Origin of the sequence: Streptomyces sp. NPDC058457 (genome assembly GCF_042720695.1) — a bacterium.
GTDB lineage: Bacteria > Actinomycetota > Actinomycetes > Streptomycetales > Streptomycetaceae > Streptomyces.
In genome coordinates this window covers 38583-50911 of the sequence record NZ_JBHXLU010000037.1, presented here as the reverse complement: position 1 = coordinate 50911, position 12329 = coordinate 38583, and the positions used below count along the sequence as shown (strand labels likewise).

Annotated in this window: 9 protein-coding genes; 3 read left to right on the top strand and 6 right to left on the bottom strand. The window is 72.6% G+C overall.

Annotated features, from left to right (window positions below; all coding sequences use genetic code 11):
- Positions 1–86: 86 nt before the first annotated feature.
- Positions 87–500: an SsgA family sporulation/cell division regulator gene (locus ACFWPS_RS27010; RefSeq protein WP_383708898.1), complete on the bottom strand. Its 414-nt coding sequence runs from the start codon at positions 498–500 to the stop codon at positions 87–89.
- A gap of 349 nt (positions 501–849) precedes the next feature.
- Here ACFWPS_RS27010 and ACFWPS_RS27005 point away from each other — a divergent pair, with 349 nt between their 5' ends.
- Complete coding sequence (locus ACFWPS_RS27005; protein ID WP_383708896.1) at positions 850–2271, top strand: PP2C family protein-serine/threonine phosphatase; 1422 nt, start codon at positions 850–852, stop codon at positions 2269–2271.
- A gap of 76 nt (positions 2272–2347) precedes the next feature.
- On the opposite strand, the gene ACFWPS_RS27000 is transcribed toward ACFWPS_RS27005, so the two are convergent.
- Positions 2348–3844: a hypothetical protein gene (locus ACFWPS_RS27000; RefSeq protein ID WP_383708894.1), complete on the bottom strand. Its 1497-nt coding sequence runs from the start codon at positions 3842–3844 to the stop codon at positions 2348–2350.
- A 266-nt stretch (positions 3845–4110) separates the two neighbouring features.
- Between ACFWPS_RS27000 and ACFWPS_RS26995 the strand changes: the two genes are divergently transcribed.
- Together ACFWPS_RS26995 and ACFWPS_RS26990 are read left to right on the top strand one after the other, a co-directional pair.
- A complete protein-coding gene (locus ACFWPS_RS26995) occupies positions 4111–5250 on the top strand; it encodes an aminoglycoside phosphotransferase family protein (protein WP_383708892.1) in 1140 nt (379 codons plus the stop codon).
- A gap of 276 nt (positions 5251–5526) precedes the next feature.
- Positions 5527–7545, top strand: coding sequence for an N-acetylmuramoyl-L-alanine amidase (locus tag ACFWPS_RS26990; protein ID WP_383708890.1), 2019 nt, complete (start codon positions 5527–5529; stop codon positions 7543–7545).
- Between the two features lie 20 nt (positions 7546–7565).
- Here ACFWPS_RS26990 and ACFWPS_RS26985 read toward each other — a convergent pair whose 3' ends face one another.
- The 4 genes from ACFWPS_RS26985 to ACFWPS_RS26970 form a co-directional block, all read right to left on the bottom strand.
- Entirely contained in the window at positions 7566–8063 is a 498-nt protein-coding gene (locus ACFWPS_RS26985; protein ID WP_089102773.1) for a hypothetical protein, read from the bottom strand.
- Between the two features lie 99 nt (positions 8064–8162).
- Positions 8163–10826: an ATP-binding protein gene (locus tag ACFWPS_RS26980; RefSeq protein WP_383708888.1), complete on the bottom strand. Its 2664-nt coding sequence runs from the start codon at positions 10824–10826 to the stop codon at positions 8163–8165.
- Positions 10827–10957: 131 nt separating this feature from the next.
- Positions 10958–11860, bottom strand: a complete 903-nt coding sequence (locus ACFWPS_RS26975) for a universal stress protein (RefSeq protein WP_383708886.1) — start codon at positions 11858–11860, stop codon at positions 10958–10960.
- A gap of 156 nt (positions 11861–12016) precedes the next feature.
- Complete coding sequence (locus tag ACFWPS_RS26970; protein ID WP_383708884.1) at positions 12017–12259, bottom strand: DUF397 domain-containing protein; 243 nt, start codon at positions 12257–12259, stop codon at positions 12017–12019.
- Positions 12260–12329 lie beyond the last annotated feature (70 nt).

Genomic DNA, 12329 nt, shown 5'->3' with positions numbered 1-12329 from the left:
ACGAGGCGGTCGGCAGGGTACGGACCGGATCGGTGAGGCGGGAGTGAACAAAAGTCAAAGTACGGGTCGGTAGCGCCTCAGGCGCCTCACACGCCTCCGAACAGCGTGCTCAGGCCCCGCTCCACGACCGCTTCGAGGTCCTCGTGCCCCGGGGCCACCACCTCGTGGGTGCGCTGCAGGAACCGGAACAGCGCCTGGGTGTCGAACTGGAGCAGGGCGAGGCCGTGCGGCGAGTGGAACTCCACGGCCGTCCGGCCCGGGCCGCAGGGCCAGATGTGGACGTCCCCGCGCCCGGCCGGGGCCGTGAGCCCCTGGTCGAGGAGCGAGCGGGCAAAGGTCCACGTGACCTCCTCACCGCCGAGGGTGACCTCGGCCGGGAAGTCGACGAAGACGGCCAGTGGATCACCGGAGGTGTACCGGAGCGTGGCGGGCACCGGGACCTCCTCGTCCTCGGCGGTGATCAGCCGAGCGCGGGCGGGTTGCTCGAAAGTGATGTCCATGCCTGTAGGACTCCGGGAGGGCGCCTCGCATGACGCGAAATCCGGACAGAGTTGCCGCGGTTGGCCGAGACCGCGACACTGTGAACACAGAGGCGTCGAACAATCGCCCGAGCGCGACACGGAGAACCCTCGAAGTCCGCCAAGTCACGTAGGCCGACTACGACTTGCACCACCCGGTCGCGTACGCCTTTCATGGGGGTCGACCAGCCCATGAAGACTCTGACATATGCCAGAAGCACCACCGTATCGTGTGTTGCCAAATCCCTTACAGGGCGTCGCAGGCTGTGCAACAGTCGTAACCGGTCCCACCGCCCGCCTTGGCCGTACAGTCCCCGCATCGGAGTGCGTCATGCCGTCCCATGTCTCCGCGGACCGCCCCGCCGCCCAGCCGCCCGGGCGCGGCTCGGTCGAGGCGTTGATATCGCAGACACGGCGACTCAAGGGCGACGTGGACGCGGTACGGCGGGACACCCAGAACACCGGTTCGCACCCCGAGGAGCGCTGGCAGCGCGCCCTGTACGACCTGGCGCTCCATCAGCTCAACGACCTGGACGAGCACCTGGCCCAGCTGCGGGACGGCCCGGCACCTCTGCCGGCCGGGGTGACGGCGGCGCCCGCCCGCCACTCCTCGCCCGCCCCGGGCTCACTGCTCAGCCGGGTCGGCAGCGCGGAGTGGAACCTCCTGACGGACGAGGCCAGTTGGTCCGGCGAGCTCTACCGGATCCTCGGCCTCGACCCGGCCGCGCCCGCACTCACCCTCGACGAACTGCCCTCTCTGGTGCTGGACGAGGACCGGTCCCGGCTGACCTCGATGGTCACCGACTGCCTGGTCGACGCCCGGCCCATCGACGGCGAGTTCCGCGTCCTGCGACCCGACGGGAACGTCCGGACCGTCCACATGATGGGCGAGCCGGTGCTCGACGGCAGCGGCAGCACCGCCTCGATGTGGGCCGTGCTGCGGGACGTCAGCGAACTGCGGCGCAGCCAGCGGACGGTGCGCGAGACCCGGGACACGATGCAGCACCACCGGCGGCAGGCCGAGACCGAACAACGGCTCGCCGTCGAACTCCAGGAGGCCGTGCTGCCGTCGGGGCGCGGCGCGCTGCGGCTCCCGCACCGGGGGCCGGGCACGCTCGAAGTCGCCGCCCACCACCTGCCGTCCGGGGCCAGTACCCTGCTGGGCGGCGACTGGTACGACGCGCTGGAGCTGTCCGACGGCGACACCCTGCTGAGCGTCGGCGACCTCACCGGGCACGGCGTCTTAGTCGCCTCCGGCATGACGATGCTGCTGGGCGCCGTACGCGGGATGGCCATGGCCGGCACCCAGCCGGGGCAGCTCATGTCCCTGCTCAACCAGTTACTCGACGCCACCGTGCAACCCGCGCTGGGCAGCGCCGTCTGCTGCCGCTACCGGCCCGGCACCCGCACCCTGACCTGGGCGCAGGCAGGACACCCCGCCCCGCTGCTGTTCCGCGGCGGGACGGGGCGTGCGCTCAGCGCGCCGGACGGCGTGCTGCTCGGTGTCACCTCGGGAGCCGGTTACGGGCAGGCCGAAGTGACCCTGGAACCGGGCGATCTGCTCCTGCTGCACACCGACGGAGTGGTGCCCGGGCACAGCGGAACGGACTCTCTGGACGCGCTCCTCGGCCTGGCCCCCCGGTTCGGGGCGGCACGCACCGCCCAGGACTGTGTCAGGGCCGTCGTCGAGGAGTTCGGCGAGAGCGAGCGCGAGGACGAGGCCTGCGTACTCGTCGCCAAGGTGAGTGAGTAGCCGAGGTGGGTGAGTAGGAGACCAGCCGGCTCGTGCAGGAAGAGATCAGCCGGCTCGTGTCGAGCGCACAGGCTCCCTATGCCTGGGCGCTGTTGCTGTTCCCCTTGCTCCTGGCCTTGGGCAGGGCCAGCTTGATCTCCTCCCGCAGTTCCTGGATCTTCGGGTAGCCGGCGTACTCGGCGGTGAGCCGGTACATCTGGCGCAGCCGGTCCCAGGTGCGGTGGGAGGAGTTGGATCCCATCGACATCAGGGCCAGCCGGGCGTACCGGTCCGCCTGCTCGGGGTCGTCCGCGATGAAGCAGGCGGAGGCCATGGAGAGGAAGTCGAAGATCTTCGACCGCTGCCGGCCGTCGATCCGCAGGGCCAGGGCCTTCTCCGCGTAGTGCTGGGCGTGCGCGGCCGCGGCCGGGTCGTGCTCGGCCAGCGTGCGGTAGGCGAGGGCCTGCATGCCGTACAGGTCCTCTTCCCTGAACATCTGCATCCAGCTCGGCGGCGGCACGTCGCCCCGGTCGGAGACGAAGAGGTCCTCCGCCTGGCCGAGGGTGCGGCGCATCGCCTGGCCCTTGCCCATCGACGCCTGTGCCCAGGCCTCGATGGTGTAGAGCATCGCCCGGGTGCGCGGCAGCACCTCGTCGCCCGAGCCGGACTTGGCGAGCTTCATCAGGTCGAGTGCGTCGTCGGGCCGGCCGAGGTGCACCATCTGGCGAGCCGCTCTGGAGAGCGCCTCCCCGGCACGCGGCCGGTCGCCGCCCTCACGGGCCGCGTGGGCGGCGATGACGAAGTACTTCTGGGCCGTGGGCTCCAGGCCGACGTCGTGCGACATCCAGCCCGCGAGGACGGCGAGGTTGGCGGCGACGCCCCACAGGCGCCGCTGGAGATGCTCGGGGTGGCGGTAGGCGAGCATGCCGCCCACCTCGTTGAGCTGTCCCACCACGGCCTTGCGCTGGAGACCGCCGCCGCGGGCCGCGTCCCAGGCGCGGAACACCTCGACGGAGCGCTCCAGTTCCTCGATCTCCTCGGACCCGATGGGGGCGGCCTCGTAGCGGTCGAACCCAGCGGGGTCGGCGTGCAGAGGGTCGTCGAGGACGGGGGCGTCGGCCTTGAGTGTGGGGTCGGTGTGCAGCCACTCGTACATGGCGCTGCTGAGTACGGATCCCGCGGTGAGCGCGGCACCCGCGCCCACCAAGCCGCGTCGGTTGAGCATGAGGTCCATTCCCGTGAATTCGGTGAGGACCGCGGCGGTTCGTTCGGGCGCCCACGGCATGCCGTCGGGATGTTCCACGTTCCCGTCGTCCGGCCGTTTTCCCGTACGCCCGTGCCGTACCAGACCGAGGTCCTCGATGGTCACGACACGGCCGAGACGCTCGGTGAACAGAGCCGCCAGCACCCGCGGCACCGGATCGCGCGGGATCTCTCCCGTGTCGATCCACCGCCGCACCCGGGAGGTGTCGGTCGCCAGCTGGGGGTGGCCCATGGCCGCCGCCTGCCGGTTGACCAGCCTCGCGAGTTCGCCCTTGGACCAGCCGGCCAGGCCGAACAGGTCCGAGAGGCGGGTGTTGGGTTCTCCGGTCACGTCAAGCCCCCAGGTTCTCGGCTGAGTTGACAGTAGCCCCGTGCCGGTTGCCGGGCGACTATTCGCCACGGTTCGCCAGGGTGCGCCAGATGGTGTGCCACTGGGCGACGGGTGTCAGGTAGGAACGCGCCACCCCGACCCGGCCGCCACTCGACGGGCACACTCCCCAGGGTGTGCCCGGGCGACCGGGACGGGTTGGGCACGAGAACCCCTCACAGGACTTCTCAGGCAGGCACCGCAGGTACACGAAGGGATCTGTATCGCCCATGTACGCAGCATCGTCCTCCGTGTCCGCTCCGCCCCGGTCGCTACGCCCCCGCCCGGCGGGCGGCGGACCCTATCTCGACCCCGCGCGTCCAGGGGCCGCAGTACCGGTCGTGGGCCGGCAACGGCGCGCCACGGCGCTCGGCACCCAGCCCCTCAGCGGCAGACTCGACCTGTCCGGCCCCCAGGGTGCGCAGCTGCGCACCGCGATCGCGTCGGTGCACCGGATCTGCCCGGAGTTCGCTCCGGTGCAGGTGCTGCGCCGCTCCGGGCGGTTCGTGATCCTCGTCGGGACGACGGGGCGCAGCACGGCCGTGGCGAAGTGTCTACTGGACCACTCCCCCGCCTGGGCGGAGCGGAGCCGCCACGAAATAGCCGCATACCGTTCGTTCGTCCGGCACCGGCCGCCGATCCGGGTGCCGAGGCTGATCGCGGCGGACCCGGACAACTGCACGCTGGTGATCGAGCGGATGCCCGGCCGGGTGGCGGCGGTCCACCGCCACCCGGCGGAGGCTCCGCCCCGGGCGGACATCCGGGCCGCGCTGGGCGCGATCTGCCGGCTGAACGCGTGGCGGCCCCCGGCGGGCACCTTCGACGCCCCGGTGGACTACCCGGCCCGTATCGCCCGGTACCACGAGCTGGGTCTGCTCACCGACCGGGACATGGGTGACCTGCAGAAGCTGCTGCACGGCATCGCGGTCGCGGCGGGCCGCCAGGGAATGGGCCAGTTCTGTCACGGCGACGCCCTGCTCTCGAACATCCTGCTGTCCCCGGCCGGTCCAGTGCTGGTGGACTGGGAGCACGCGGGCTGGTATCTGCCGGGGTACGACCTGGCCACGCTCTGGTCGGTCCTCGGCGACGCCCCGGTGGCGCGCCGTCAGATCAGCCAGATCGCCCAGTCGGCGGGACCCGCGTCCCGTGACGCCTTCCTGGTGAACCTGATGCTGGTCCTCACCCGGGAGATCCGGACCTACGAGACCGCCGTGCAGCGTTCGATGCACGACGCGACCCCGGCGGCACCGGGTACGGCCCACCCGGGTGCCGCGCCGACCGGCGAGGAACAGCGGCTGCTGCTCCGGCGGCTGCACGACGACTGCCAGCTGGCCCGCCGGGCCGTACGCGCGGCGGTCGGCACTCGCTGACGGGGACGAGGATCCGCGGTGCGCTCAGGGCAACTGCGCGCCGCGGATCCTCGCATGTGCGGGGGTGTCTCCGAACGGGGCGGGGACGCCCACTGGTGTAAGCCACTGACGCCCTGCAGGCCTGCGGGCCACCACCGCGAAACTCCCACGATCATCGTATGACATGGGAATTCCTGCCTCTCTGGGCATGATTGACGGATCGTCGGCAAGCCGGTACCACTGAGCCACGCTCAGCCCCGCACGCCCCGTCGCGCCCCATCGCCCCAGGAGGCAGCATTGCGAGGATCCGTCACCGAGCCCACATCCCCGAACAGCGGCAGACGCACGCGCAGGACGGCCGGAGCCGTCGCCGCCGCGGCCCTGCTGCTGCCGTTGCTGGGCGCGGCACCCCCACCGAACACCGGCGAGTCGTCCGCCGGACTGCTCCAGCGGGCGTTCGCGTCCGCCGCCGCCGAGTACCACGTGCCGCAGAGCGTGCTGCTCGCCGTCTCCTATCTCCAGTCCCGCTGGGACACGCACGCCGGCGCGCCCAGCGTGACCGGCGGCTACGGCCCGATGCACCTCACCGACGCGCACACCGCGCTGGCGACGGCCACCGAGCACTTCGCCGACGGCACCGAGGACGCCCGCGGCGACAGCGCCCGCCCCGCCCTGCACCCCAGTGCGCAGGTCCCGCAGAACTCCGCGCTCCCGGCCCGCCTCAAGACCCTGACGAAAGCGGCCACGCTGACCGGGATCCCGGCCGCCGACCTGCGCACCGACGCGGCGGCCAACGTGGCCGGCGGCGCCGCCCTGCTCGCCGCCGCCCAGCAGGACCTGCAGCAGCCGCTCAGCGCGGATCCGGCGGACTGGTACGGCGCGATCGCCCGCTTCTCCGGCGCCGACGACACGGCGACCGCGGCGGCCTACGCCAACGACGTGTTCGACGTCCTCCACACGGGCGAGGAGCGCACCACCGACGCGGGACAGCTCGTCGCCCTCGCCGCCCAGCCGGACCTGGCGCCCGACACCGCACAGCTCAAGCTGACCGGGCTGCGCACGACGGCGGCGGACGGCGAGACGGAGTGCCCGACAACGGTGTCGTGCGAGTGGATCCCGGCGCCCTACGCGCAGTTCGGGAACAACGACTACGGCAACCACGACCTCGCCGACCGGCCGGCCTCGCAGAGCATCAAGTACATCGTCATCCATGACACCGAGGGTTCCTGGGACACCACCATCAAGCTGGTGCAGGACCCGACCTATGTGTCCTGGAACTACACCATCCGCTCCACCGACGGTCTGATCGCCCAGCACGTCAAGGCGAAGGACGTGGCCTGGCACGCGGGCAACTGGTACATCAACGCCAAGTCGATCGGCATCGAGCACGAGGGCTTCCTCGCCTCGCCGGACGCCTGGTACACGGAGGCGATGTACCGCTCCTCGGCCCGGCTGGTGAAGTACCTCTCCGAGCAGTACGGCGTCCCGCTGGACCGGCAGCACATCCTCGGCCACGACACGGTGCCCGGCCCGACCACGTCCACGATCCCCGGGATGCACACCGACCCCGGCCCCTTCTGGGACTGGCGGCACTACTTCGAGCTACTTGACCATCCCTTCAAGCAGAAGGCGGGCAAGAAGCACCGTGTGGTGACCGGCGGTGTGGTCACGATCCTGCCGGACTACGCCACGAACCAGCCGACGTACACCGGCTGCGTCACCAAGGGCCAGCCCTGCGCCGCGCACGGTTCCAGCGCGGTACGGCTGTACTCCGACCACGACGAGAGCTCGGCCCTGATCAAGGACATCGGCCTCGGCACGACACCGACGACCGACGTCAACGACCTCTCCTCACGGGCCGCCACCGGGCAGCAGTACACGGTGGCGGACACCTGGGGCGACTGGACTGCGATCTGGTACCTCGGGCAGAAGGCGTGGTTCAAGAACCCGGCGAGCGCACCGACGGCGGTGGGCGCGACCGGACTGGTGATCACGCCGAAGGCGGGCCGGACCAGCATCCCGGTGTACGGCCGTGCCTATCCGGAGGCGTCCGCGTACCCCTCCGGGGTACCCGCCCAGTCGATCTCCCCGCTGCCGTACACGATCCCTGCGGGTCAGAAGTACGTGGCCGGTGAGGAGGTGCCGGGCGAGTACTACTACGCCGTCACCTTCAGCACCGACTCGCACAAGGTCGTGGTGGGCAAGGACCTGTACTACGAGATCCAGTACGGCCACCGGGTCGAGTTCGTCCGCGCGGCCGACGTGGACGTGGTGCCGGCCGCCAAGACCGGACGGCACCACGGCCACGGGAAGTAGCCGACGGAAGCCGGTCCGCCTCAGCCCTGCTGGAAAAGCTCCGCCGGGAGCGGCTTCAGCAGGGCGTACAGGTCGTCGGTGATCGGGCGGTCCCAGGCGGCGATGGTCACGAGGACGCCGTCGCTGCGGTCGAACTGGACACAGGAGATCCGGCTCTCGGAGAGCTTGAGACGGCGCACGATCAGCAGGTTGTCACCCTGCAGGACCGGCATGTCCTCGGTGCCGACGACGGTGACGTCCTCGTCGTTCTCCAGTGCGAGGAGGAGCTGGCCGACCTCGAAGGGGATCTCGTCCTCCTCCACCTCGCGGGCCGGGGAGCCCTCGGGGAGGTTGCCGATGATCATCGCGGGGCCACGGCCGCCGAAGAGGTCGTAGCGCAGGAAGACGCCCTGGCAGGAGCCGTCGGGGGCGGGCAGCAGCCCGGCACCGAGGTTGCCGGGCCAGTCACCCGGGTCCATGGCCAGTACGTCGAAGTCGGGGCCGGCGGGAGTGGCGCTGCGGCGACGGAGGAACGACATGCGCTCCATGGTACGGGGCCCGGGTTGTGGGGCGCGGATCAGTGCGGGGTGCGGGTCGGCCGACCTTTGCGCCCCGGGGAGTCTCGCCCCTGGCGATCGCTACAAGCGTGCCCTTTCCATCGCTGCCAGCTCGGCCCGCGCTGTGTTCGCCAAGGCGTCCGCGCTGCACTCGACAGCTGTTTCGAGGCCCCTGCGAAGGAGTTCGGCATCGCGGAGTTCCGTGCCCAGGGACACCAGCGCGCAGGCCAGCTCGTAGGCGGCGGGAGAACGTTCCAGGTGGGTCACCGCCTGCCGCAGATAGGTCAGGCGGGCCTCGCCCGACGACACGTCCGCCGCGGTCCGCAGGGCTTGGCCGATCGCGGACGGGGCGCCGAACTGGCGGGCTCGGGTCAGCGCTTCCAGGGCGGTGGCGAGGGCACGTTCCGGGGCGCCGTGGGCTTCGGCGCGGGCCAGGTGGAGCTGCCAGGGGCACCACGAGGGGTTGCGGATGCCGCGTGGTTCGAGGCGGCGGCCGGCCGCGGAGAGCTCGGCCGCGGCGTCCTTGGTGAGGCCGCGGGCGAGGAGGAGTTCGCCGTGGACCGTCTGGGCGTCGGGGAAGACCACGGCCGCCGGGAAGGGCTCCCGGAAGGCGTGGTCCTCGGCGAGGCGGGTGGCCTCGTCGGTGCGGCCGCGGGCGATGAGGGTCTGGATGAGGATGCCGAGGGCGTACCAGTGTGCCGGGGTTCCGGGGCCGACGCGTTCCGCGAGGCGCAGGCCGGAGCGTACGAGGTCCTCCGCATCGGCGAGCCGGCCGCGCCGGTAACGGACGTAGCCGAGGAGGGTGTAGGCGAAGGAGAGGTGGGCGCCGCGCCAGCCCTGGCGTTCGAAGTCGGCGATCCCGGCGGCGAAGAGCTCCTCCGTGCGGTCGGGCCGGTCGGCGTACATGAAGGCGAGGGCGACGAGGACGGGGACCTCGAACCCGCGGTCGGCCTCCGCCCAGCCGAGGCCGCCGGCCAGGGCGCGCTCCGCGTGGTGGAGGGCGACGTCCGCGGGTTCCCCGCGCTGGATCGCGTCCCAGGTGCGCAGCCCGATGACGTACCGCTCGGTGAGGTCGCGGCCCTGGAGCCGGTCGGCGAGCCGGGTCAGACGGCGGGAGCGGGAGGGGTGGTCGGGTTCGTCGGCACGGAAGGCGTCCCACATGAACTGTTCGGAGAGCATGCGCAGCCGGATCCGGGCGTCGCCGGTCACGCGGATCTCGCGGGCGAGGGTCTCGGAGGCCTCGGCGAGGCGGTCGCTGTGGGCGAGGACCTGGGAGAGGCGGTAGACGATGTGGTGGCGCAGAGCGGGCTCGGCGATGGGCTCCTGGAGGGCCGCGCGCAGGTGGTTGACGGTGGTGGCGGGTTCGGTGAGCAGGGAGGCGCTGCCCAGTTCGTGGAGGACGGCGGCGCGCTCCTTGGCGGGCGGGGGTTCGCGCAGCGCACGGGCGAGATAGGCGCGGGCCGTGTCCGGGGCGCCGGCCCGGAGGGTCTCGCCGGCGGCGGCGCGCAGTTGCCGGACGACCCAGGTGTCGCCTTCGGGGTGGGTCTCCAGGAGGTGGCGGGCGGCGGCGGTGGCGCCCTGGCCGTCGTCGGTCACGCACCAGGCGGCCTGGCCGTGCAGGGCGACCCGGGTGGCGGGCGGGATGGCCCGGTAGACGGCGGTGGCGATCAGCGGGTGGACGAACTCCAGGGTCTCGACGCCGGTGAGGACGCGGGCACCGCGCAGGGCGTCGGCGGCGTCGGCGGCCTCCTCGTGGCCGAGGCCGGCGACGGCGGCGGCGAGCGCCGGATGGATCTCGGTGCCGAGGACGGCGCAGGCCCAGGCGAACCGGGTGGCGGAGGGGCCGAGGCGTTCCAGCCGGGCGATCAGCCCGCTGCCCTTGACGGCGGCGGCGAGGTCGCGCAGCAGGGGTGCGCCGGCCTCGGTGGGATCGAGGCCCCGGTCGGAGACCTTGGCGGTCAGTTCGACGGCCTCGAAGGGGTTGCCCGCGGTGACGGCCCAGCACTCGTGGCAGAAGGCGTCGTCGGCGTGGTCGCCGAGGCTCTCGCGGACCAGGCCGGCGACGGCGTCGGCGCTGAGCGGTTCGAGGCCGTGCGGACGGCCGCCGGCGCGTCCGGGCAGGCCGCGGAACGCGTCGGCGTGCTCGGGGAGTTCGTCGGGCCGGTAGGCGACGACGACGAGCAGCGGGAGTTGCTCGGCGCGCGGTGCGAACGCGGCGAGCCAGCCGAGGGATTCGGGGTCGGCCCAGTGCGCGTCGTCGAGGACGAGGACCATCGGGGCCTGGCGCACGGCGAGGTGGGTGAGCACCCAGTCGAGGCCGTCGCGCAGGCCCTGCTGGTCGGGCGGGGCGCCCTCGGTCGGGGCGCACAGGCCGAGGGCGGGGCCGACGATGTCGTACCAACTGCCGAGCGAGGCGCGGAGTTCGGCCTCCGGTGCGCCGGCGAGCCGGGGTTGCAGGAGCTGGCGGGCGACGTGGAAGGCGACGCGCTGTTCCTGCTCGCCGCCACGCGCGGAGAGCACGGTGCAGCCCTGGGCGGCGGCGCGGCGGCGGACCTCGGCGAGCAGGGTGGTCTTGCCTATGCCGGCCCGGCCGGCGAAGGCGAGGAGCGCGCCGAGCGACCGGTCGCCCGGTGCCGTGCCGTCCGCGCCCAGGCCGGTGAGCTCGGCCAACGCCTCGTCGACGGCGGCGAGTTCGCCGTCACGCTCGTAGAGCGTCCGTCGGTTCCGCAGGACCCGCTGTCCCATGACCACCCCCCGCCACGGTGGTACGCGAGCGCGGGGAGCGGGCGCGCACCGTGGCTTGCAGGCAGCTCAGCGTACGCCCGACGACCGTGATCCGCTCCCTACTGACGGTAACTGGGCGGAGGGACTTGACATCACTCCCGCGGGGGCGACGGCGGGACCACCGCGATCGGGGCGGCCGCGTGCAGCAGCACGGCCTGGGTGACCGAGCCGATCATGCGGGCCGGGGCGAGCAGCCGCCGTCGGTGGCGGCCGACGACGACCAGGGCCGCGTCCTTCGAGGCGGACACCAGCAGGCCGGCCGCGTCGCCGGGCAGCGCGAGGACGTCGGCGCGCAGGCCGGGGCGGTCCTTCAGGTGCGGGGCGAGGAAGCCCTCGGCAAGGGTGCGGGTCTCCTGTTCGACCTCGTCCTGGTCGACGGCCGGCGGGACGATCTCCCCGGCCGCGACCCAGCTCTGCAGCGGCCACGGGTAGGCGGCGATCACCTGGAGCCGGGCGCCGCGCCAGGCGGCCTCGGCGAAGGCGAAGGCGAGGGTGGCGTCGTCGGGGCTGTCCACGTCCAGGCCGACGACGACCCGGGGCCCGGGCTCGGCGGGCAGTTCCTCGTCCACTTCCCGCCCCGGCCGGGGTACGACGACCACCGGGCACGCGGCGTCGCGGGCGGCGGCCATGCCGTTGGAACCGAGCAGCAGGCTGGCGAAGCCGCCACGCCCCCGGGAGCCGAGCACCAATAGCTGGGCGTCGGCGCCCAGTTCGGGCAGCAGCGCGCCCGGGGCGCCCTCCAGGGCGACGTACTCGACGGTGAGGTCCGGGGCACCTGCGCGCAGCCGGTCGCGGACCTCGTCGAGCACGGGGTCACCGGCCGCGTCCGGTCCCCCGGCGACCAGCACGTCGGGCTGCCCCCAGGCGGCGAACTGGCGGACGTGCACCACCCGCAGCGGTGCGCCCCGCTGCCGGGCCGCCGCCACAGCCCAGTCCAGGGCGCGCAGGCTGTCGTCCGAACCGTCCGCCGCGGCGATGACCGGCGCAGTGCTCATCGTTCCTCACCTCCGGAATACGACCTTCCCCGTCCGGGGCCAGCCTGTCTCAGGCGGCGGCCCCGGAAGGGCGATGCTGGTCACGTGTCCGGAAATCCTTGCGGAACACCCCCCGGTTCACCTCTCTGCCGCAGCAGCAGAACCGGGGGGAGGCGCTCAGGTGAGGTCGAACTCGCCCTCCCGGGCCCCCGACACGAAGGCGCCCCATTCGGCGGGGGTGAAGATCAGGGAAGGGCTCTCCTCGCGGCCGCTGTTGCGCATCGCGATGAATCCCTCGACAAAGGCGATCTGGACATCCCCCAGGCCCCGGCTGCTGGACTGCCAATCGGCCCCGCTGAGGTCCAGCTCCGGCTTCTCCCAGCCCAGTACCGGCTGCTGCTGGATGGTGCTCTCGGCCACGTCCGTGCTCCTCCCGAATTCGTCGTCCGCGGCCAGCCTAGCTTTCGGTTCCGGCACTCAACAGGCCACG